Origin of the sequence: Longitalea arenae (assembly GCF_016924755.1) — a bacterium.
GTDB lineage: Bacteria > Bacteroidota > Bacteroidia > Chitinophagales > Chitinophagaceae > Niastella > Niastella arenae.
Map to the genome: position 1 here is coordinate 15,521 of NZ_JAFFJX010000005.1, position 22,738 is coordinate 38,258.

The 22,738-nt window shown below is 44.7% G+C and carries 21 protein-coding genes; 8 read left to right on the top strand and 13 right to left on the bottom strand.

The window, feature by feature from the left end; all coding sequences use genetic code 11:
- Positions 1 to 83 precede the first annotated feature (83 nt).
- Entirely contained in the window at positions 84 to 671 is a 588-nt protein-coding gene (locus tag JT717_RS12855; RefSeq protein WP_205510885.1) for a porin family protein, read from the top strand.
- 77 nt (positions 672 to 748) lie between these two features.
- Here the strand turns inward: JT717_RS12855 and pgi are convergent, their stop codons facing one another.
- From pgi to JT717_RS12870, 3 genes are all read right to left on the bottom strand, one after another.
- Positions 749 to 2,407 (bottom strand): glucose-6-phosphate isomerase, encoded by a 1,659-nt coding sequence (gene pgi / locus JT717_RS12860; protein WP_205510886.1) that lies wholly within the window; start codon positions 2,405 to 2,407, stop codon positions 749 to 751.
- Positions 2,408 to 2,708: 301 nt separating this feature from the next.
- Positions 2,709 to 3,560 (bottom strand): phosphodiester glycosidase family protein, encoded by an 852-nt coding sequence (locus JT717_RS12865; protein ID WP_205510887.1) that lies wholly within the window; start codon positions 3,558 to 3,560, stop codon positions 2,709 to 2,711.
- A 67-nt stretch (positions 3,561 to 3,627) separates the two neighbouring features.
- Positions 3,628 to 4,650, bottom strand: coding sequence for a threonine aldolase family protein (locus tag JT717_RS12870; RefSeq protein WP_205510888.1), 1,023 nt, complete (start codon positions 4,648 to 4,650; stop codon positions 3,628 to 3,630).
- 216 nt (positions 4,651 to 4,866) lie between these two features.
- On the opposite strand from JT717_RS12870, the gene JT717_RS12875 reads away from it, so the two are divergent.
- Positions 4,867 to 5,757, top strand: coding sequence for a PDZ domain-containing protein (locus JT717_RS12875; RefSeq protein ID WP_205510889.1), 891 nt, complete (start codon positions 4,867 to 4,869; stop codon positions 5,755 to 5,757).
- Here the strand turns inward: JT717_RS12875 and JT717_RS12880 are convergent.
- The 4 genes from JT717_RS12880 to JT717_RS12895 form a co-directional block, all read right to left on the bottom strand.
- A complete protein-coding gene (locus tag JT717_RS12880) occupies positions 5,747 to 5,953 on the bottom strand; it encodes a hypothetical protein (RefSeq protein ID WP_205510890.1) in 207 nt (68 codons plus the stop codon). The genes JT717_RS12875 and JT717_RS12880 overlap by 11 nt on opposite strands.
- 33 nt (positions 5,954 to 5,986) lie before the next feature.
- Positions 5,987 to 6,385 carry a DUF5684 domain-containing protein gene (locus JT717_RS12885; protein WP_205510891.1) on the bottom strand — a complete coding sequence of 133 codons (399 nt, stop codon included), beginning with the start codon at positions 6,383 to 6,385 and terminating at the stop codon, positions 5,987 to 5,989.
- A gap of 419 nt (positions 6,386 to 6,804) precedes the next feature.
- Complete coding sequence (locus JT717_RS12890; RefSeq protein WP_205510892.1) at positions 6,805 to 7,599, bottom strand: DUF2452 domain-containing protein; 795 nt, start codon at positions 7,597 to 7,599, stop codon at positions 6,805 to 6,807.
- A gap of 145 nt (positions 7,600 to 7,744) precedes the next feature.
- Positions 7,745 to 8,161, bottom strand: a complete 417-nt coding sequence (locus JT717_RS12895) for a YqaE/Pmp3 family membrane protein (RefSeq protein WP_205510893.1) — start codon at positions 8,159 to 8,161, stop codon at positions 7,745 to 7,747.
- A 321-nt stretch (positions 8,162 to 8,482) separates the two neighbouring features.
- Between JT717_RS12895 and JT717_RS12900 the strand changes: the two genes are divergently transcribed.
- Positions 8,483 to 9,586, top strand: a complete 1,104-nt coding sequence (locus JT717_RS12900) for a DUF695 domain-containing protein (RefSeq protein WP_205510894.1) — start codon at positions 8,483 to 8,485, stop codon at positions 9,584 to 9,586.
- A 245-nt stretch (positions 9,587 to 9,831) separates the two neighbouring features.
- Positions 9,832 to 11,241 (top strand): sensor histidine kinase, encoded by a 1,410-nt coding sequence (locus JT717_RS12905; RefSeq protein ID WP_205510895.1) that lies wholly within the window; start codon positions 9,832 to 9,834, stop codon positions 11,239 to 11,241.
- 150 nt (positions 11,242 to 11,391) lie between these two features.
- Here the strand turns inward: JT717_RS12905 and JT717_RS12910 are convergent, their stop codons facing one another.
- Positions 11,392 to 12,228, bottom strand: a complete 837-nt coding sequence (locus tag JT717_RS12910) for a dienelactone hydrolase family protein (protein WP_205510896.1) — start codon at positions 12,226 to 12,228, stop codon at positions 11,392 to 11,394.
- 167 nt (positions 12,229 to 12,395) lie between these two features.
- Positions 12,396 to 13,223 carry a class I SAM-dependent methyltransferase gene (locus JT717_RS12915; RefSeq protein ID WP_205510897.1) on the bottom strand — a complete coding sequence of 276 codons (828 nt, stop codon included), beginning with the start codon at positions 13,221 to 13,223 and terminating at the stop codon, positions 12,396 to 12,398.
- A gap of 139 nt (positions 13,224 to 13,362) precedes the next feature.
- Between JT717_RS12915 and prfB the strand changes: the two genes are divergently transcribed.
- Positions 13,363 to 14,458, top strand: a protein-coding gene (gene prfB / locus JT717_RS12920; protein WP_439650912.1) for a peptide chain release factor 2 whose coding sequence is annotated in 2 segments (ribosomal slippage) — positions 13,363 to 13,422 and positions 13,424 to 14,458 — 1,095 coding nt in all. Because the reading frame shifts where the segments join, the coding sequence is not laid out codon by codon here.
- 336 nt (positions 14,459 to 14,794) lie between these two features.
- Here prfB and JT717_RS12925 read toward each other — a convergent pair.
- The 3 genes from JT717_RS12925 to JT717_RS12935 are packed head-to-tail and all read right to left on the bottom strand — an operon-like array spanning position 14,795 to position 18,226.
- Positions 14,795 to 15,703 carry an OmpA family protein gene (locus JT717_RS12925; RefSeq protein WP_205510899.1) on the bottom strand — a complete coding sequence of 303 codons (909 nt, stop codon included), beginning with the start codon at positions 15,701 to 15,703 and terminating at the stop codon, positions 14,795 to 14,797.
- A 15-nt stretch (positions 15,704 to 15,718) separates the two neighbouring features.
- On the bottom strand, positions 15,719 to 16,990 hold the full coding sequence (locus JT717_RS12930) for a hypothetical protein (protein WP_205510900.1): 1,272 nt from the start codon (positions 16,988 to 16,990) through the stop codon (positions 15,719 to 15,721).
- A 30-nt stretch (positions 16,991 to 17,020) separates the two neighbouring features.
- Positions 17,021 to 18,226, bottom strand: coding sequence for a hypothetical protein (locus tag JT717_RS12935; protein WP_205510901.1), 1,206 nt, complete (start codon positions 18,224 to 18,226; stop codon positions 17,021 to 17,023).
- A gap of 260 nt (positions 18,227 to 18,486) precedes the next feature.
- Between JT717_RS12935 and pruA the strand changes: the two genes are divergently transcribed.
- A complete protein-coding gene (gene pruA / locus JT717_RS12940) occupies positions 18,487 to 20,118 on the top strand; it encodes an L-glutamate gamma-semialdehyde dehydrogenase (RefSeq protein ID WP_205510902.1) in 1,632 nt (543 codons plus the stop codon).
- 182 nt (positions 20,119 to 20,300) lie between these two features.
- Here the strand turns inward: pruA and JT717_RS12945 are convergent, their stop codons facing one another.
- Entirely contained in the window at positions 20,301 to 20,846 is a 546-nt protein-coding gene (locus JT717_RS12945; protein ID WP_205510903.1) for an outer membrane beta-barrel protein, read from the bottom strand.
- A 642-nt stretch (positions 20,847 to 21,488) separates the two neighbouring features.
- Here JT717_RS12945 and JT717_RS12950 point away from each other — a divergent pair.
- Positions 21,489 to 22,034, top strand: a complete 546-nt coding sequence (locus JT717_RS12950) for a DUF3575 domain-containing protein (RefSeq protein WP_205510904.1) — start codon at positions 21,489 to 21,491, stop codon at positions 22,032 to 22,034.
- A gap of 137 nt (positions 22,035 to 22,171) precedes the next feature.
- Positions 22,172 to 22,693, top strand: coding sequence for a bifunctional pyr operon transcriptional regulator/uracil phosphoribosyltransferase PyrR (pyrR, locus tag JT717_RS12955; RefSeq protein WP_205510905.1), 522 nt, complete (start codon positions 22,172 to 22,174; stop codon positions 22,691 to 22,693).
- The last annotated feature ends 45 nt before the right edge of the window (positions 22,694 to 22,738 follow it).

Sequence of the window (22,738 nt, forward strand, 5' to 3'; positions counted from 1 at the left end):
CAGCTGTTAAGGGAAATTAACAGCCATGGTTGAACCTTGGCATATAAGTTGAAATTCTATAGGTGAACCATAAAAAACAAAATATGAAACTCAAATCCCTGGCGTTATTAACAATTGCTTCTACGCTCACTTCACTTTCATTTGCTCAAGGATTTCATATAGGCGCCAAAGCCGGTGCTAATATTTTTAAAATTGACGGTACTTCAATGAAAGATGAATTCAAATTCGGTTACAACCTGGGGGCTTTTGCCGAGTTGAATTTTTCTGAAAAATGGGGTATCCAACCTGAACTTATGTGGAATCAAACCAACTTCAGAACGGCTAATAACTTTAATGATATTTATCCTGGTGGCAAAAGTGATATAGAGGGTAAACTGAATTATTTAAGCATTCCGGTGCTTTTAAGTTTTAGCCCTGCCAAACTCATTTCTTTTCAGGCAGGTCCTCAGTTCGGAATTCTTTTGAATAAAGATGAAAGTGTGTTTGAGAATGGAAGAGAGGCCTTTAAAAGAGGTGATTTCTCGATGCTGGGCGGCGTACAGTTAAATCTCGGTGCTTTGAAATTGGGCGGCCGTTACGTAGTTGGCCTTGCAAACATCAATGATATTGATGACCGGGAAAAATGGAAGAACCAGGGCTTCCAGGTCTATCTCGGTACAAGAATTTTATAGACATCACTTTCCTATATAAAAAAGCTCTGTGGTTACCTACAGAGCTTTTTTATGTTGAAACCGTATACTTACTAAAATTATGCATCCGTCTTCATCTTCTTCCAGGCATTGATCAGCCCATTGGTAGAAGAGTCGTGATTATTTACAGGTTGGTCATTCTGCAGTTCGGGCAGAATATTATTCGCAAGCTGTTTACCCAGCTCTACGCCCCACTGGTCAAAACTGAAGATATTCCAGATAACGCCCTGTACAAAGATCTTGTGCTCATATAAAGCAATGAGCTGTCCCAGGGTATAGGGCGTGATCTTTTTCACCAGGAAAGAATTGGTGGGGCGGTTGCCGGTAAATACTTTAAAAGGCAGCAGCGCTTTTATCTCTTCAGGCGTTTTACCTGCTTTTATGAGCTCAGCTTCTGCTTCTACTTCCGTTTTGCCATTCATCAGCGCTTCTGTTTGCGCAAAGAAGTTCGATAACAGTTTGGCATGATGATCTCCAATAGGATTATGGCTGATAGCCGGCGCAATGAAATCGCAGGGGATCAGTAAGGTGCCCTGGTGGATCAACTGATAAAATGCATGCTGGCCATTGGTGCCGGGTTCGCCCCAGATGACCGGGCCGGTGTTATAACGTACTTCTTTACCTCTGCGATCAACACTCTTACCATTGCTTTCCATATTGCCCTGTTGAAAATAGGCGGCAAAACGATGCAGGTATTGATCGTATGGCAAAATGGCTTCTGTTTGGCTGTCGAAAAAATTGGTGTACCAAATGCCGATCAGCGCCATGACCACCGGGATATTCCTTTCGAAAGGGGCAGTGCGGAAATGATGGTCGGTAGCGTGCGCGCCTTTCAACAGCGATTCGAAATTGTCGAAACCTACCGTCAATGCAATGGATAAACCAATGGCGCTCCATAATGAGTAGCGGCCACCCACCCAATCCCAGAACTCGAACATATTGGCTTTATCGATGCCAAATTTCACCACCTCTTTTTCGTTCGTGCTTAATGCCACGAAATGTTTGGCTATATAGCTGTCATCGCCAGCTGCATCGAGAAACCATTGTCTGGCCGTATGGGCATTGGTCATGGTTTCCTGGGTGGTGAAAGTTTTTGATGCAATGAGAAAAAGAGTTTCCTGTGGATTGACCTTACGCAGGGTCTCAACAATATGGGTAGCATCGATATTCGATACAAAGAAAACCTGGATGTCTCTTTTCCAGTACGGTTTCAATGCTTCGGTGACCATATATGGTCCAAGATCGCTGCCACCAATGCCGATATTCACAATGTATTTGATCTTATGTCCGGTGTAGCCGGTCCACTCACCACTGTGAATGCGTTCGCAGAAATGTTTCATCTGCTGCAATACCTGCTGCACCTGGGGTACTACGTCCCTGCCTTGTGCATATATTGGTTCATTGCTCATATGGCGCAGGGCAGTATGCAGTACCGATCTGCCTTCTGTTTCATTGATGGCCTGGCCGCTGAACATGGCTTCAATGGCCTCGGATAATTTACATTCATTGGCCAGGTCGGTCAGTAATGAAAGCGTTTTGGCGGTGATGCGGTTTTTGGAATAGTCGAATAATATATCTTCAAATTGAATGGAAAAATTCCTGAACCTCTCAGGATCATCGGCAAATAATTCGCGCAAATGTGTTTCGGAGATCTTCTTATAATGGCGTTCGAGTTTTTCCCATGCTTCGGTTTGATGAGGCTTGATCTTTGGTAGCATACTTCTTGAATTAGATTCAAAATTAAAGGATTCTTAGTACTAAGTTTTAAGTTCCTGGCCGGGAGGGGCGGGTTGCCAGGTGCCGGTTACCGGTTGCCAGTTGCCGGTTGCTAGTTACTGGTTACCAGTTGCCGGTTGCCGGTTACCAGTTGCCCGTTGCCGGTTGCCGGTTACCAGTTACTGGTTCACAAGCGTAGCTTAACCGACGCTGTATTTCATTGTCACATTATCACATTATCAAATTATCAAATTATCACATTGCGCATTGCGCATTGTCTAACGAGACCACACTTATTTCTTATCACTTTACTAGTATAACGTTAGCCACCTTCCGCTGCCCTTCATGGTCCCATTTCTTGTTGTCAGAGGGATAGTTCACCACGCCGTTCCCGGGCTGTTGGCTGATCCACAGGGTAGTGGAGCCGCCGCCATCGAGGTTAACGCCATCTTTTGCTGCTAACCATTTTATGATATTGGTCAATTCGGGAAGCGACATGCCAGCTGATTGTTCATGGCGGCCATCGACCGTAATGAACAATACCCTTTTTTTGCTCATACAGGCAATGGCTGAACGGGGGTGCCGGCGGTGGTTGAATTCGCCGGTGTCAAGCGCCTGGCGCTCGCCCTGCCATAATAATAAGGGGCCTGTGAGCATCACATCGGCCGCTTTTATTTTTGATTCCCAATCGGCCGAGCTATCCCATTTGGCAATGTGCAGTTTTCCCTTTTTAATGACCAGGGCCGAATGCTGATGCCTTGCGCGGGTATTGTTTGCCCATAATCTGTTTTGGCTGATCACCGAGTCATGTACTCTTACATAATCAACCGAGCCGCCGTTCTTGATATCGAAAAAATTACCATTGATAGCGGCAAGAGCGCCCGCTGCCTGGCCAAATTCACTCACCGGTTTAAGCGCCTTTGCTTCACAGGCAATGGCGATGGCCCTTTTCTTTTTCAGGTTGATATCAATGATATTGATGTTTTGATTGGCATTGAAGAGGTCCTTGTTGTTGAAATGATAATGTTTCCAGGTAATGCCGGGAGCGATCTTTTGGGTTTCCCATTTTGCAGAGACAAATACAAGAGAGTCATTCTGAGAAAATACAACTAAGGAGTTTATTAAGAGAAAAGCCGCTATCAGGGATTGTTTCATAGTTTGAAGTGCATTGTTGTAGTTCTAAGTTCCAAGTTCACACTTTATGGTTCACAGTTCAAAGTCATCAGATCTGTAAATTGAGGATCGTATCGATCACATAATCCACCATGCCGGCTGTAATGTCAAGATGCAGCACCATTCTTACATGCGTGGGTGAGATGGGGATCACCAGGATATTTTTTTCTTTGAATGCGGCAGCCACCTGTGCTGCATGATAGGGCGGCTGGATCTCGAATATGATGATATTCGTTTCAACCGGTAAGATGCCGGCAGTAAATGTTGTTTTGATTAGATTCGAAGCAATTTCCCGCGCATTCTCATGGTCCTGTTCCAACCTGATGATATTATTCTTCAGCGCATATACGCCACAGGCGGCCATAAAACCAGCCTGGCGCATGCCGCCGCCAAAAACTTTACGAACCCGCCGCGCCCTTTTAATAAAGGCCTGGCTGCCGAGGAGGATGCTTCCGATAGGGCAACCCAATCCTTTATTTAAACAAACCGAAATACTATGAAATAATTCACCGTATTGTTTGGGGGTTTCGTTACGCGCTACGATGGCATTGAACAGGCGGGCGCCATCGAGGTGCAGTGATAAATGATTGTTATCGCATACCGTGCGGATGTTTTGTATTTCCTGCAGGTCATAACAGCTGCCGCCACCCCTGTTCGAGGTGTTTTCCAGGCAAACCAGCGATGTATGGGCTTTGTGCACATCATCGGGATTAATCGCCGCTGCTACCTGTTCGGCAGTAATACGTCCCCGGTTGCCGGGTAAGAGCCGCGATTGCACACCCGAATTAAAGGCCATACCACCGCCTTCATATTGATACACATGCGCGCTTTGATCACAGATCACTTCATCGCCGGGTTGGGTATGTACCTTAATTGCGATCTGGTTGCTCATGGTTCCGGTGGGGCAATACAAAGCAGCTTCCATTCCGAATAATTCTGCTGCCATGCTCTCCAGCAAATTTACGGTCGGGTCTTCCCCAAATACATCATCACCTGTATGAGCCCTTAACATGGCATCCAGCATTTCTGATGTGGGCTGGGTTACTGTATCGGATCTAAGATCAACTCTCATGGAAATTCAATATTGAGTTATAAATGTAAATAGCAAAAATCAATTGGCAATGAAGAATCAAAAAAGTCGAAGGGATCAAGGATTTAAATGAGTCAAATGAGTCAAAGCAGTTGATCTTAATTTTTTTAACATGACATTAAACCTGCGCTACCGGCAGCCTTCAAAAAACCGCACTTTACAATAATCAATCAATTTTTTACACTTAAAAGTATCATCATGAAATGTAAGATTTCAGCTGCTATTGCTATGCTCTTCCTGATCACTTTATCCGTTGTTTCCTGTAAAAAGGATAACAGCTCACAAGTACCCGTGAGCGATGAAGAAGCAAAAACCATGAGTATGGAAGACGCTGCTGCCGAAAGTGAATATGATGATATCACTGAATTCGGACTGGCAGCCGGCGCCGACCTCGAAGCAGGCGCCGTTGATAATGGCCGCCTGGCAACAGATGGCAGCAATGCCCGTATCCGCATCGATCTGTTCGTTAACCTGCAATTGAAACTCGGCTCCTGTGTTTCTATTACTGCTACACCTAATGACACCACATTCCCTAAAACAGTTACAATAGACTATGGCGATGGATGCCTTTGCCGCGACGGCAAGATCAGAAAAGGAAAAGTAGTTTTGTCATTTTCTGCCCCATTGCGCAAAGCCGGCGCTGTAATTACCATCAGCCTGCAGGATTACTTTGTAAACAAGGCGCATATTGAAGGGGTGAAGACCATTACCAATCTCAGTGCCAATGGCGCTGTTAAGTATTCGGTTAAAATTGAAGGCGGTAAAATAAGCTGGCCAAACGGACGCGGCTTTACGTATAATGGCACTAAAACCGTTTCATTGGCAGCAGGTGCGGCCACCCCGGCCTGTTTCGATGATGTATATTCGATCGAAGCCAATACCCGGATCAAATATGCCAATGGTATTACCGTAACCAAGAATACAGAATCGCCGCTCATTAAACCAGTAGCCTGTTTTTGGATCACCCAGGGTGTTTTAAAGATTACCATCAACGATCGCGTGCTGCATGTTGATTTCGGCACAGGCGGCTCCTGTGATAACAAAGCGTTATTGACCTGGGCCAGCGGTGAGGTGGAGATCAAATTATAAGGCAAACGCAAAACACAAAGACCAATAAACCGGTAACCGGTAACTGGCAACCGGTAACCGGCAACCGGCAACTGGTAACCGGTAACCGGTAACTGGCAACCGGTAACCGGTAACTGGTAACCGGTAACCGGTAACTGGTAACCGGTAACCGGCAACCGGTAGCAGAAGCCACAAAAAACAAAAAGTCCCGCTTCATAACGGGACTTTTTTATAATCAGGTAAAGATCTATTACGCAGGTTTGGGAGCATCGAAATCAAAATGCGGTTGCTGCGCAGCCTGGAAAGCAGCCTGATCACCATAGGGTCCGAGGTACTTGGCATCACCAAAGGCGAGCATGGGGAAGAACACAATACCCAGGAGGATAAGACCCACAGTATATCCTTCAGATTTTCCAAAGCTCTTGGATAACATATTGTAAGTCCAGATGATGAAAACGTAGTTCACGAAGGGGATCAGGAACAAAAGGATCCACCATACGGGTTTGCCCACGATCTTTAATAAAACTACCATGTTGTAAATAGGAATGATCGCGGCCCAGCCTGGTTGACCAGCCTTTGTAAAGATGGTCCACATACTGGCAATAATGAGAACCGCCACAGCGAGAATAAAGAGCACGAGAACTGTCATAGCTTAGTTGGTTTTTAATTAGGAATATTAAGGGATAAAAATGTAAATAATTTTTAGTATTTGCAAGTCTTACACCGTAATTCCTTGCGTTGCTGTAAACGTAAATATGCGGCCGGCATTGTGTAGGATCATAATGAAGCTGTATGATTTTTACTATTATAACAGCTCTTGCAGCTTCCAAAATTGTCAGGCCGACAATTCGTTAGGGCGTTAACCGGTGTGATTAGCACGGGGTTGTGTATTTGGGGAATCTGTATAATTACCAGACCCCGCGGGGCCTGTGATAGTTCCGGAAAAAGATTTCCACCGCCCGGGTTTCCTGGAATTTTACCCAAACACAGGGTCGCAGAATGTCTTCAATGTTCAGCATTAGCGTTTATACCTGCCTGCCGTTGGCTGATTGAGCGTTCTATAGAAGCTTATACGACTTCCATCCAGGTATGATCGGCCAGCAGCTTAACCATGGCCACAAATCTCTTATAAGGGCCGGCGCCGCCGCCCCATTCCTTCGGGCTCACCATCGACAGCAAATGACTGCCATCCCCTTTTTCATATACATAATAGGTATGGCCGATAACAGGGGTAAAATTCAGTTTAGCGCCATAAATAAGCAGGGAAAGGTCTTTGCGTTTTTGTATCTCCTGCGCCTGTAATGCCAGCAACTCGATCTGCTTGCGGATCTGTTCCAGCTGCATATTGGTTTGTTCCTCCATGGCCGTAAGCGCCTTGTGCCTGATCACACCTTCTTCTGTTGGCTTTATAACAGCTCCCGCTACCGAAGCGGAGTAGGGCAGTACGCTGAGTTGTTTATGATAGAATTCAACATTCGTATAGGATTGTAACTGCGGGGTGATGCCTTTTTGGGTGATCTTCAAATAGCCATTCGGCATTATTTCATGCAGGATATGCAGTACCTCTTCATGGTTGCGGTAAAACACCGTTTCAAAACTGATCCCGTCGATAAATGTCGCTTTTAGCGTTTCTGCCACCTCGGGGTTGTCGAACATGTGCTCCCGGCCGTCAGGCACAATGGTATACCGGCTTTCGAAAGCCTGGTTCTCGAGGGTTACCCAGTTCATGGAAATGCAAAGCAGCCGGTCATTGTCAAGGGCCTCTATTTTATAAATGCCCGACTTCGGCCGGTCGCCAAATTCATAAGTACCTTTTTCGGGAAACAACTGCCAGCTTGCTAAAAAATTATATGCCTGTACCATAATAGATCTAAACGGTTATCATCGGCTAAGCCGGCCACAAAATTCCGTCTTTTTGTTCTTTTTACTCATGATAATATTCCACTGGCCGGCTAATAAAAAAGCCCCGACAATAACGTCAGGGCCTTTCAATACATTTTATTCTGGATTAGATGGCATCAAAAACCACCAGTAATGCAAATATTACACCAGGGATCCAGAAGAGCAGTGTAAGGATAATGCTGATCCAGAACCGCGAAGTGATCTCTTCTTCTTTCAGGTATACAGCCAGTGGCGGTAACAGGATCGCCAGGATAGCCAGTAATACCTGATCGGCCTCAGCAGCACGACCAGCCCGTTTGTCTGCCTTGTACTCTTTCATTAATTTCTTAGCGTCTTTAACTCTTGTTTTGCGTTCATGTCTCGACAGGTTCTTAAATTCTTCAACAGCTGAATTAACTGCCGCCGGAGCTGGTTCGGTTTTAGCAGTATTGTCGGCAGTAGGCAAAGAAGCAGCCAGTACAGGTGATGTGCAAACAGATACCATTACCAGTAAGGTCAGAATTCGGGTAGTGATCTTTTTCATATTATCTAATTTGGTAAACAAATATACTGAGGAAATTTTCAGATTCATGCATTACATGCAATTAAAGGACCAGATAAAAAGATCCATTATTGTAGGAGCGCTTCGGCTATAGGCCGGTAGCGTGAATGTAACCCTGGTATTTTCCTTATTGGCTGGATGGGTTGAAAAAGAGGAACGGCCCGGAAGAAATACGCATCCCTATTGTGTTCAAAGGAAGGCAAGCCGGCTGCTGATTGCAGTTGTCTGTCACAGTTAGGGCAAAATGGCGAACACGGCTAAGAAATGATTATATTGTATTCAATATTGTAGAAATTATTTACCATGACTGGCATAAGCAAATATTATAGAAAGGAAGGAGAAGTTGAGCAGGCGGCCCGAAGGTTCTGGCAATGGTTTGTTGAGAATGAACACCGGTTCCGGGAGCTTGAAAAGAATGATTCTGATCAGGCTTTGTCGTTTTTGGAGGAACTGATCCAGCAAATGCAGCCATTTAATCCATATCTTAAAGCATTAGCCGGTCCTGATAATAATGGTAACTATGAACTGATCATTACTTCAGATGGCGATATTGCCTTGTTCAGCAAGGTGGAAGAGCTGGTAAAAGCAGCACCCGAAGTACCCAACTGGGTGTTCACGGCCCATAAGCCTGCCCTTGGTTTTGAAGGCATCAGCATCGACCTGTATGGGCTTCAGTTCACCACGGCCACCACCAGCTTTTATCCGATCGTTCAGGAAGATTATCCTGATGAAGTAACTATCGTGATCACGCATACCGGGTATAATAAAGAGTTGGATGATCAGTTCCAGGCCGGCGGCATGATCTATCTCGAAAACGGTCTGGGCGAAGTGAATACAGCTACCAAGATCGATAATTATGAAACAGGGCCGGTGCCTCCTGCCAGCGAGGGTATTGAGGTAATTCCTATTTCGAAGCTGAATGACTACCTCAACTGGCGCGAAAAGGAGTTTGTGGAGAAATACGAATCTGTGCCGGCCGAACGGCCCGATACTTATCATTTGCTCGAAGCCGAAGACAAGGATGGGAAAAAGATGTTGCTAACCGTCAATATGGAATGCCGGTACTGGGATAAGAAACCGGCCTATTCCTGGCTATTACAGGTTAATATCAATTATACCGGTGATGAAAACGGTTTCCCATTTAAAGAACAATTGATAGAACTGCAAACCCTCGAAGAGGAGCTTTTCTCCCTGCTCCCGGGCGATCGCACGATACTGGCCGGAAACAAGACCTACGACAATTGCCGGAACATCTATTTTTATGTAAGCGACTACAGGACGACCGCTGCTTTATTGAACCGGTATGTTGAAACAAAGGAAACCGTTTATGAGATCATTTTCTTTATCAGGCGGGATAAATACTGGCGTACCATGGAGCAGTATTTTAATTTACCAATTGAGGATTGAACGGATATTCAGCCGCAATTATGTTAATAAAAATGGTTTGTAAGGCTAAACAGGTTAATTTTGAGCTGTGCTGCTGACCGGGGGATGTCCGTTAGTAAGCTTCGACGGTACTGTTGGGCTTAATAAGCTGATAACATTGGGCTTATGCGCTGAATAAGGGGCGGTTCCCGGGTGCTCGGAAATAAATCACGCTTTTTTGCGTTCTCATATATTCAATTTCCTTAGAAACAACACGATACACCTGTATGCACGCCTTGCGCCTGGATTTAATGCGTTATTGGGTATTCATAAAATCCATTGGGATTACCCCCGATATGGAAGAGTATGAGAAAAGGAAAATGAGCATTTTTAACCAGCTTAATTTCCTGGGGATCATTACAGGCATCATTGTCCCAATCATTGGCATCTTCTTTAACGACCACCTGCCGCCCCTGGCCTGGTTCGTTGCAGGCTCTCCACTGGCTATCAGCGTTATTGTACTGTGGTTGAATTCTGAAAAATATTACGAACATGCGCGGTTGGTATACTTTAGTTTATACCCTATTGCTACCTGCCTGGTATACCTGGGGAAAGTAGATGTGGGCGTTGAGCTCTTCTTCGTATTATATGGGGTGTTGTCGGTCTTCTTTTTGCAGCAGATCACCCATATCCTCTTTGCTTTCAGCCTGTCGGTTGCCTGCTATTTCGTTGCCTGCATTATGCCGCATGATTTTTATTTCAGGCTGGTAACCGTTAACTACTATTTCTACGTATTCAATCACCTCACTGCCATATCTTTTATATTCTACGCCATTTATTTTATTAAACAGGAGAATACCGGTTATCATTTCAGTTTGCTGAGCAAGTCGGATGAATTGCACCGCCGCAATATTGAGATAGAACTGCAGCGGCAGGAAATAGCGCAGAAAGCCAGCTTACTGGAAGAACAAACGGCGAAGCTAACGGAGCTGAACCAGTTAAAGAATAAATTGTTCTCGGTAATAGCGCATGACCTGAAAACGCCTATGTATGCATTGCGCAACCTGTTCAATAATATGCATCTCAATGAAATGCCGGTGAAGGAACTAAAGGCCCTGCTGCCCGGTATTGTGAATGAAATGAACTATACCACCAACCTCATGGAAAACCTCCTGCAGTGGGCCAAGTCGCAAATGGAGAATGCCGTGCTGCAGCCGGAAGTACTGGATATAGAGAATATGATCAGCCGGGTGTTGCTGTTATTACACTGGCAGGCCAGTAACAAACGTATTCACCTTGAATCGCAGATCGAAGAACCACTGTACTGTTATGCAGATAAAGAAATGGTGAACCTGGTATTACGCAACCTGCTGTCAAACGCCATTAAGTTTACAAGGGAGAACGGACATGTACGGGTAGGGGCCAGGGAAAGCGCTTCCAGTGTAGAGATTTATGTGCAGGATGACGGGGTAGGCATCAGCGCTGAGCGTCAGCAGCAATTGTTTGGCGATATGTTCTATAGTACTAAAGGTACCAATGAAGAAACCGGTACCGGGTTAGGATTGAAGCTCTGCAAGGAATTCCTGGAAAAAAATGGTGGCCGTATTGCGGTGAAAAGCCAGCCGGGTAAAGGCAGCACCTTCACCGTTACGCTGCCACGCTTTGGCGGTGAGGCCGGGCCAAGAATAATTAGCTGATTTGCTGATTAGCTAATGTGCTGATTACCCCAGGTCCGGCAGGGCCTCACATCCCGTTGCGCACGCATATGCAAGAACCGTAGCTGACTTTCATTAGCACATCAGCACATTAGCAAATCAGCACATTGCCTACTAATATTTGAGAACATCTTATTTGAAGATACTATCAAAGAACGCTTTCATGTCCTTCCAACTCGCGCTGTCTGCCGCGGCATTATAGGCAATAGGGATATTCCATTTCTTCCCCACCTCAGTAGCGCGCGGGTTCGTGAATGCATGTACAGCTCCGGGATAGGCTTTGAAGGTATAATCGGCTTTTATTGAATCCATTTGTTTTTTGAACTGGTCAACTTCTTTTTGCGGTACAAAAGGATCATCGGCGCCATGACAAACCAATACTTTTGCTTTGAGCAGGTCTTTATTGGCAGGTGTGCCAACCAGTGTGCCATGAAAACTTACTACCCCTTTAAAATCCTCACCCAGCCTGGCCGTATTTAATGCCATGGCGCCACCAAAACAGTAACCGATAGCAGCTATCTTACCAGTATCCGTTTGCATAAAACTTTTCAGCGCTACCAGGGCCGCATCTACGCGTGCTTTTGCCTTTTCAGGATGGGCATAAAAAGGCGTTGCCAGTTTGAGGGCAGTGGAAGGTGAGTCGGTAGTAAGCCCATTGCCGTACATATCCATGGCCATGGCGATATATCCCAGTTTGGCCAGCTCGCGGGCGCGCATTTTAGGATAATCGTTCAGTCCCCACCATTCAGGAATGACCAGGATGGCCGGGCGTTTGGTATCGATGCTGGTATCATAGGCAACAAACCCGTTCATGGTAATGCTGTCACCGGCATAGCTGATATTTAATTCTTTTACCGCTGGTTCTTTGGTTTCAGTTCTTTCCCCGGTTTTTTTAGATGCCTCGTCGCTGCACGAAACAATAGCAGCTGCTGCCATGAACAGGAAGGCAAAACCAAATCTGTGTTTCATGATATTTGATTTATTCATCAATTGGGTTAATAAGTTTGCAATTTAGTTACTTGAACATTCAAAGGGGTTGAAAAGTTAACAGGTTGACTGGTTGACAAAGATGCCTGTTCCCGCAACTTACGACGATCTGTAAGTCCCCTGTATTCGTTTACCTACTTTTTCAATTTTTAAACTTTTTCATAGATCCCGCTTTCCAAAACGATAGTTCTTTCGATAAGGCTGTTGCTGAGATTATCTAATTTCTCCATGGCCGATGGTCCCATCAGTAAATGCAATCCCAATGCCGGTAGTCCTTTTTGGGTAATCCGGGTCAGCAGGGAATCGAAAAAGGCGATCGCGCTGGCGGTTTCATCCCTTACCTGTAAACGTTGCAGGCCGGCTTCCAGCAGAAACGTATGCAGTTGCTGCGGTGTAACCAGGAAGCTCAGGTTGGTATGATCGGCCCAGGGAAGGGGAAAGCGTAGCGGCAAATGATCGCGGCTCAGGATCTCGTAATAGATAAAGCGGCCCCCCGGCCTTAATACCCTTGTTACTTCTGTATAGAATGCCTTTTTGTCGGCGATATTCATTTGTACGTGTTGTGTCCATACGGCGTCAAAGCTATTGTTGTCGAAAGGAAGCGACAGTACACTGCCGTGTATGAAACGGGTTCGCTCTTGCAGGTCCGTCAATACCGATAATTGTTGGGCAGTATGTATATAATCGGCGCTTATATCGATGCCTCTAACAATACAGCCGTAGTCAGCGGCCAGCAGACGGCAGGCGCCGCCCAAACCGCAGCCTGCATCTAAAACCCGCATGCCGGGCTGCAGGCCGGCTGCCATAGCCAGTTCATGCGATACTTCGCGGCCCCGCACATGGAATTCATCAACAGGCGACAGGTCTTTGTGCGTCACCTGCTGAGCCTGAACACCTGCGCTGCCCAATGCTGCTATAATGGTTTCGTACAGATCATCGCGGGCGTAGTGCTTTGCTATTTCGGCTTCAATGTTCATTTAGTTTCAAAGTTAATAAGTTGACAGGGTTGGTAAAGGTGATAAAGTAAACCGTAGGGTATACAGATTGTCGTGAGGTCTTAGACCAGGGATCTGTATCAACTAATCAACTTTTGAACTTTTCAACTATCTTTACGGCATGACACAGGAAAAAATAAACGATATGAGGTCCCGCCTTGGTGGACTGAGGAGGTTTCTTTGACGTTGACAACCGTCAGTATAAAGTAAATGAAGAGAAACAACTTTCCCTTTCGCCCGGCTTCTGGGACGATAACAAACGGGCCACAGAGATACTCAAAAGCATTAAGCTAAACGAATTCTGGATCAAACTGTACGACCAGTCAAAAGCGGCCGTAGAGGATTTTGTTGTATTATTTGATTTCTGGAAAGCAGGCGAAGCCAGCGAAGATGAAACCAAGGAAGCTTATGAAAAGGCCCTGCAGCAACTGGATGAAGCCGAATTCAAAAGCACCCTTAACCAGCCGGAGGATGAACTGCCGGGCGTATTGCAGATAAACAGCGGCGCCGGTGGCACCGAGAGCCAGGACTGGGCCGAAATGCTGGCGCGGATGTACCGGATGTATGGTGAAAAACAAGGCTGGCAGGTTACCGAGCTCGACTGGCAGGAAGGGGATGGCGCCGGTATTAAAAGCGCTACCCTGCAGTTCGATGGTCCTTTCGCCTATGGTTTTTTAAAGGCCGAGAGCGGCGTTCACCGCCTCGTGCGCATTTCACCGTTCGACAGCAATGCCCGCCGCCACACCTCTTTTGCATCGGTTTTCGTGTACCCGCTGGTGGATGACAGTATTGAAGTGGACGTAAACCCTGCCGACCTGGAATGGGAATTCTACCGCAGTGGTGGTAAGGGCGGACAAAACGTAAACAAAGTAGAAACCGCGGTGCGTTTAAAGCACCATCCCAGCGGTATTGTGGTGGAATGTCAAAAAGCCCGTACGCAGGGAGAAAACCGCGAAATGGCGCTCCAGATGCTTAAGAGCCGCCTGTACGAAGAAGAGTTGCGCAGAAGGGAGGCCCTGAAGAATGCCACCAATGCGTCGAAGAAAAAGATAGAGTGGGGCAGCCAGATCCGCAGTTATGTTTTCCATCCTTATAAAATGATCAAAGACCACCGTACCGATTTTGAAGTAGGCAATGTGCAGCCTGTGATGGACGGCGAGCTCGATGGTTTTATCAAAGCGTATTTAATGATGGAGAAGGAGGCGGAGAGTAGTTGATAGCGTAGATAATGTTGATAGGTTTGATAAATGAACGAAGCCACACTTTTTAGTGTGGCTTCGTTTTTCAAGATGTTTAGTGTAGGCCTTATAAAGTTGTTTAAGGTATCAACATTCGAACTTTAAAAAAAAATGCGCCATGCGGCACATTTTTTTTTGAGTGTACTTCAGCGCTGAGAACCCAGAAACTCATTCACTGAGCACTCAGTCAAGTATTTTTGCCTGCAGTTTCATAGCGGTAGCTATGTCTGCAGGCAAAATAATGAATACACCAATTAATATTGCCAGAGTAATTGAAACCAATCCGGCATTACTCGTGTTTATACTTCTATTATATTACCTCATTGCAGTGTCGTTGCTGAGGCCTTGTGCATATAAAGAACCGGGTAATACGTTCCAAATCAAAGACACCATACGGCGACGTTTGTCATCAGCCTTATAGTCTTTCACTCTGTCAGGGTAAGGTAACTCTTCCCCTTTACCCATCCACTTGATGTCGTAGTTGATGAGTTTCGGATTGGGAATAAGCGCCTCATTTATTTTGATAAGGTCAACCAGAAGGTTGGCAATAGATTTTGCTCTAAGTTCTGATAATTTCACGTTCAACTCCTGGCGGGTAGGGTTGTTTGTTTTCATCTTGGCGAGCAGCGGAGAGTACAAAGGAGATTCCTTTGCGATCGGCGTTTCGTCAGAGAAACCATAACATACAATTACCGCCACGAACCTTTGTCTTGGGTGATCACCAAAGAACTTGATGATACGTTGTACGATAGGCTCGATTGATTTTTTGGCCTCATCCTGTTTTTCAGGAGGAATACCATAACCACCAGCGGGGAAGAAAGTGGCTGTTTCAAATGAAGAGAAAGTTGAAATGTCATAAAGATCGTTCAACGATTTCAGGTCGGTCAACGCACTTTGGATGATCACGTTAGTACGTTCAGCAAACTGAAGGATCTCTTCTTTGGTACCGGTTTTTTCCAGTTGAACTGCAACGGCGAGCTGGGTATCGATCTTTCTCTCGGCGTCTTTCAGGTTCCGGATGATCTCCTTACCAATGTCAGGATCCACCTCATAATTTTTAACTTTTTCGACTGTCAACGCGATGGCGCGCTGAGCTTCTTTCTTGACTAACTCAAGTGTTTCTTGTGTGGTTTTCGTCAGGCTTTGGACTTGTTTACTGGGGCCGCAAGATGCAAATCCCATTGCCAGTCCTGTAACAACCATGATTAATAGGCTACGAAGCATAAGAGTAAAGGTTTTTTAATAAGCAGGACCAAAAGTGACCTGCTCTTTTGGTTTACTAATTGGCTTTTTCGGATTGGTTCTTAAATGGATACTTTTTGAAGTATCTATCTGACTTTTAACGGCAGATTCGCGAATATATTCTCTTTTATTAACATTTTCTTTCTCTTTTTTTGTTGCTGCCGGCTCAGAATATGCGTAAGAACTGTACGATGTGTAAGATTTACTATTTTCCTTTTTCTCTGTTATTTCTTTAGCCATTTCAGTAACGGGTGCAGGATCAGCAACTTGTATTTCCTGTTTGGATTTGCTTTTCGCTGCCTTCGTAATTTCCGGATCAACATCGGTTACAGGTGTCCATGAAACCGACGTAATATTCGCAGACGACGGTAATTTTACCTTTAGTAATTTTTCTATCGACTCATTTATTTCATTGATGTTGTCATCTTTAATAAAGGCATAGGACTTTATACCCATTTCGTTGAACCATTTGCTCCAGATCGTAGTGAGCAGATTGTATTCGCCGGTCCAGTCATCTTTTGGGTTTAACTCCAGCACCACTACTTTCAGATTGGGAAATCTTTTATTAACCGGCAGCAAACCATAATCGCCTTCCTTGAACCGGCTGTTCCAGTCGGGTGCTTTTTTCAGGTTATTGATGATCTGTGCGCAGGAGGTATAACGGTTATTGCGCGAAGCGCGGCCTTGCAGGCTTTCAAAATCCATATAGCCATCGGTGATGATGAAAAGGGTATTTTGTGCATCCTTCTCCAGGTCGTCCTGCAGGTCTTCATTGAAGTATTTCCAGATGTCGGCGCCTGCATACGCAGTGCTGTTATTGCTGATGACCGCTTTTTTATAGATCTGTGGCAGGTAGGTATTGAAATTCTTTTCTGTTTCCTCCAGCAATTTAGCCTTTTCTTCCGGCTGTGCTGAAGCCAGCGTAAGCCGAAGGTTACCGGCCATGTCATATACTTCGCTTGCGGTAGTCCGTTGGGGCGCTACCATCAGCTTCAATTTATCATTTACGGTAAAGTATAACCTGGTGGGATCTTTTGCATTCAGTTTAGATTTGAACGCGGCGTAGATCGATTGAATGACCTGTATATCTTTCGGAACCTGCTGCTGGTTGTTATACAGTATCCGGTCGCTCAGATCGAGCAATACAATGTAGTTGTCTTTAGGCGGTGCGGATCCATCTTTTTTTGCATCCTTAACAGCCTCTTCGATTTCATTGCAGCCTGCCAGTATCCAGGCGCACATAATTGCGGTGATGAGGTAACGTGCCATAACTCAAGGATAAAGAAACCTATTAAAAAATTACTTGAAATAAGATTCCTGAAATTCTTTCAGCTCCTTTATATAGGCATCTGTTTTTTCGTTGATGAGCTTGATCTGCTCTTCTCCTTTCTCGCGCCCGTATAAAGTTGCCAGGTAACCGTTCCAGCCGTCTCTGAAATAATTGATGTTCTTTTCAATTGCATCAACCGGCAGAACCAGTCTGTCTTTTTCCTTGCTCAGGTCGTCCGCTCTTTGGGTGATCTGCTGCAACTCAGTTTCGTAAAGCATTCGCTTTTCTTCCAGCTGAAGTATTTCATCCTGTAAACGATGAATACGTTTATAGCGCAATTTCAACTGGTTGCGTTTGCCCCATTCCATCTGCATTAAATAATATACAGAGCTCCAGATGGCAAACACGCCAAAACCAAGGAACAGTACCAGGTAAAAACGCGAATCGGCGAATACCGGTACTATCAGCGTTTTAAATTCATCCCGGTTAAGCTTGATCAGGATCTCATTCACTGCGGTATGAACCTGAAGAGCAAGCAAAATGTCGCCAATAAAAACCAGGCTTAGCAATCCCCAAACAACTTTCTTGTATTTCATGCCTCTTTCCGAGAACAGATGAATGGATGTTCCCAGGGCAAAGAAAATAGTGGGGAATACGATCAGGGGGGGGTAATTGATGATAAGAAAGACCAGTCTTCGAAGGCTGGGTAACAACTGTATGTTTAGCCTTCCTTCCTGGAAAAGGGTCATTGGATCTACACCGTTCAACGCAAAATCCGCTACACTCATGTAAAAGTATAACAAGTAAAACGAAAGTGCAACTAAAAGAAACAATAAAAATAAAAAAGTACCCCAGCTGAAGCTGTTATACTGAACCTCTTGCCCATGCGAACGGTGGGTGTTTATCTCATCTAATTGATTTTTAAGCAGATTAATCTCAGACTGTTTTACGGGCACCAATCCTTTCGTAATATCGCGACTGTTATGAATTTCATCGGCCTTGCCCTTGAGCTCATAATATTTTTCCAGTAATGTGTCTATCTGCTTCTGAATACGAATACGGCTCTCTTCCGATTTGGGCAGTAATTTCATGGCGTCCTGCTCACTGAGAATGGAACCACTGCGTACTTTGTTTAACAGTCCTTTATAGGCTTCAATACCACCTTTATAAGTACCGGCCTGCTCAACGCCGTATTCGCGCATGTCTTTTACGACAATATTAGATAGATCAGGCATATGATACCTGTTACTATCAGCTAGTTTTGATTTTCCGGAAATGATCACTGATTAACGGTTAGTTTTTGAGGGTAAATGTTTCCAAATTTAACTGAATGGCGGATGCAAAAACCGGTATGTGCACACCCTGTGGATAAAAGCCAGGCCTGATTTTCAGCCGGATTTATAATATTTTGTCAGTCAGTGTTTTGACCGCCGGTGACGGTTTTGTTTAATATAAACCAGCTAAGTAACTTCGCAGGCTCAAAAACACATGTATTATGGAATTCGGCTATTTTCATTATCCACTGCCGGCCAATGAACCTGTTTTGTCTTACGCGCCCGGGTCGCCCGAAAGGAAGCGCCTGAAGGAAGTACTCGCAGAGTTGAAACAGGAAAAGGCTGATGTACCTATGTATATCGGCGGGCTGGAAGTGCGCACCAACAAAAAAGAAAAAATGCATCCCCCACATGAAATAAAACATGTGCTGGGACATTACCATACCGGGGAAGAAAAACATGTAAAACAGGCTATTGAAGCCGCCCTTGCCGCCCGCGAAAGCTGGGGCGCCATGAGCTGGGAAAGCCGCGCCCATATTTTTCTGAAAGCGGCTGACCTCATTGCTACCAAGTACCGGCCATATATGAATGGTACTACCATGCTGGGGCAAAGCAAGAACGCTTACCAGGCCGAGATCGACAGCGCCTGTGAACTCATTGATTTTCTACGCTTCAATGTACACTTCCTGAGTGAGATCTACCGCCAGCAACCGGTGAGCGCCAGCGGTGTACATAACCGCATGGAGTATCGTCCGCTGGAAGGATTTGTGCTGGCAGTTACTCCTTTTAACTTTACCGCTATCGGTGGTAACCTGCCAACCTCGGCAGCTATGTGCGGCAACGTAGTGGTTTGGAAACCGGCGCATACGCAGGTATACTCGGCGCAGATGTTCATGCGCATTCTGAAAGAGGCGGGTTTACCGGATGGTGTTATCAATCTTATTTACGTTGACGGTCCCACGTTAGGCAATGTATGTTTTAATCATCCCGATTTTGCCGGGGTGCATTTTACCGGTTCTACCGGCGTATTCAACACCATGTGGGAAACGATTGGTAAGAATATGCATACCTACAGATCATATCCGCGCATTGTGGGCGAAACCGGTGGTAAGGATTTTGTACTGGCGCATAAAAGTGCTGATGTTGATCTGCTTGTAACTGCCTTGTTACGCGGGGCGTTCGAATACCAGGGACAAAAATGTTCTGCTGCCTCCCGTGCTTATATCCCCAGCAACCTGGCAGAAGATGTAAAAAAGAAGCTGATCGCCGGTATTGAAAGTTTTTCTATGGGCACCGTAGAGAACTTCAGCAACTTTATCAATGCCGTGATCGATGAAAAGAGCTTCAATAAAATTGAATCGTATATCGAGAAAGCAAAGAACGATCCGAAAGCCGTTATCTGGGCTGGTGGTAAATGCGATAAAACGAACGGTTATTTTGTGCAGCCTACAGTGATCGAGGCTAAAGACCCTATGTATGTTACTATGTGCGAAGAGATCTTCGGACCCGTATTAACCGTGTATGTGTACAATGCCGATAAGTTTGAAGATACACTGGAGCTGGTGAATAAAACCTCTCCCTATGCATTGACCGGCTCTATTATTGCGCAGGACCGAGCGGCTGTTCAACAGGCAACCGTTAAACTGCGTCATGCCGCTGGTAATTTTTATATTAATGATAAACCTACCGGCGCTATTGTGGGGCAACAACCTTTCGGGGGCGCCCGTGCCAGCGGTACGAATGATAAAGCAGGTTCTATCTTAAACCTCTATCGCTGGCTCAGTGCCAGAACGATCAAGGAAACCTTCAATGCACCGGTTGACTATCGTTATCCGTTTATGGCGGAAGAATAAACACAATATCCAATAGACAATTGGCAGTATGGAATGAGTGCCACATGTCCTGCAAAGCAGGGAGCAAAATGTGTATGATTCTTTGATTTGGTTCTTGTGATTACATAATAAAAAAGAGGCTGTTGGAAGACAGCCTCTTTTTTTGCGTATTGTCAATTGCGTATTGTCAATTGTCCAACTGCTTATTTCTTTCCGCCACCGAGGTGGATTTGGAAGCCAATGCTCAAACCGAAATTGTTTTCTCTGTCACCATCCAGGTTTTCATACAGATCACCGCCATAAGATTTGTAATACAGCGCAAATTCGAGGGCTGTGTTAGGAGTCAGGAATACGGCAGGACCAGCCATGATTGAGAAATTGTTGCCGCTTGCTTTGTCATCAGTACCTGCTTTGTCGAAGCCATAAGAAGCGTCAGCAAATACATTTACTTTTTGAGCAGCATCTAAAAAGTAATAACGCAGAAAGGGAGCAACGCCGAAAGATGTATAAGCGTCATCAGCGCCTTTTGCTTTGTCGCTGTTGAAATTAACGCGTAAACCACCAGCCAGTTTGTCGATGAAGAAATAACCAGCATTCGGGCTTATCCAAACCGAAGTAGATTTAGAATCTCCCTGTTTGAATGAATTAAACCCAGCTGTTCCACCAACCAGCCATTGGCCTTTGTTTACTTGGGCAAAAATGGCGTTGGAACTAACAAGTAAGAATGCAGCGAATAAAACCTTTTTCATTGTTTTAGTTTTTACCAGGTGTTATAGTGATTTTTAACGGGCCCAAAAGTAATGTCAAAAATTTAAAAAAAAAGTAATGCGCAATAATTTATTATTGTAGTGTGCATGATTTTTTTTTGTTCCATTACTTTAAATGCCATGTTAAGCTAAGCGTTTCATGTACATAATAACCTGTCTGTTATAAATGCAACTTATATCCTGATGCGTATACAGCACGTAATATTCTAGATGCGATTTGCTCTCTTAAGAATTTATAATTGTACTTTGTTATAAGTCAAAAAATACAGCATTACATGAAAAGAATATTGGAATATTACTTTAAACATATGGTTCCGGTTCGCAGCAACCGTTAAAAATTTTTTTGTATATCAAACGTACTAAATACATATGTATGGGCGTTTATTACAGATTCAGGAAGGCATGACATCAGACAATATTGCATTCATTGATTGAAGATAATTTTTACTGAACCCTAAACCAGGATCTATGGTCATGCACTTTGCATTGCATACACTTACTTGTATTCAAAGGTCATTCATCTCATCGGGCCTTTACAGCCTCTACAATAATCGTTGCCATAAATAATTATTCTGTATAAACAGAATGCATGTTTCTTTTTTCTTTAACCCAAACAACCCTTACATGAAAAAACTTGTACTTGCCATGTCATTCCTTGCAGCATTAGGCAGTGCCAAAGCGCAGGAAGGAAAAAATGCTGTTAAGATCAATCCCCTGTCTTTATTTCTTGCTACCGGTAACGTTTCGTACGAAAGACAAACGACCAACAACCAGTCTTTTCAACTAGGCCTCTTTTATTCAGGTGTTAAATTGTCGAGTCTTAAATATTCCGGATTTGGTATTACACCGGAATATCGCTTTTATATTGCCGGACGTAAAGAAGCAATGAACGGCGTATACCTGGCGCCATTTGCCCGTTATCAGAATTTCAAGATCGAAGACACCGATACTAAAGACAAAGTTACCTTTACCTCTGTGGGTGGTGGTGCTCTTTTTGGTTGGGAAAAAAGCTGGGAAAGCGGATTTATGCTTGACCTTTTTCTTGGGCCCGCTTACAACTCGGGAACCATTAAAGCCGAAGGCACTGCCGACGAAGATGAGTTTGATATCTCAGGCGGCATCGATGGATTTGGTCTCCGTACCGGTATTACCATCGGTTTCAGATTCTGATCTGTTTCCACTTATTAACATTAAGCAGTCTGTTCATATTTTGAACAGACTGTTTTATTTAGTTCCTGCCACTGTCAGGAAAGCAGCTTAATTTTCTAATTTGGCTATTTGCGTTTATTTTTATCAAAATATTTTCCTTGAAGACGATTTTAAATGAACAGCAACTGGCCATAATAATCCGGCGGCTCAGTCACCAGGTACTGGAGAATAATATTAATCTGGAGAATACAGTTTTTATTGGCATTCAGCCAAGGGGCATCTTTGTATCTGATCAAATGATCCAGGTGATGCGGCAGTTGGTGTCATCTGAAAAAGTACAGTACGGCAAGTTGGATATTACTTTTTATCGCGATGATGTGCGCAACCAGATCCACATGCCCAATCAAACCGATATACCATTCAGTATCGAAAATAAGAATGTAGTGTTGATCGACGACGTATTATATACAGGCCGTACCATCAGGGCTGCCCTGGATGCCCTGCTCGATTTCGGCCGTCCGGCCAAAGTGGAGCTCTGCGTGCTCATCGACCGCCGTTTCAGCCGCGAACTACCCATACAACCTGATTATACCGGCCGTTCCATCGATTCCATCGTTTCGCAAAAAGTAAAGGTATTCTGGAAGGAACGCGATGGAAAAGAAGAAGTTGTACTAATGTGAGGACTGATTTTAAAGCGAGGAACAGAAACAAGCAACTAATTCATT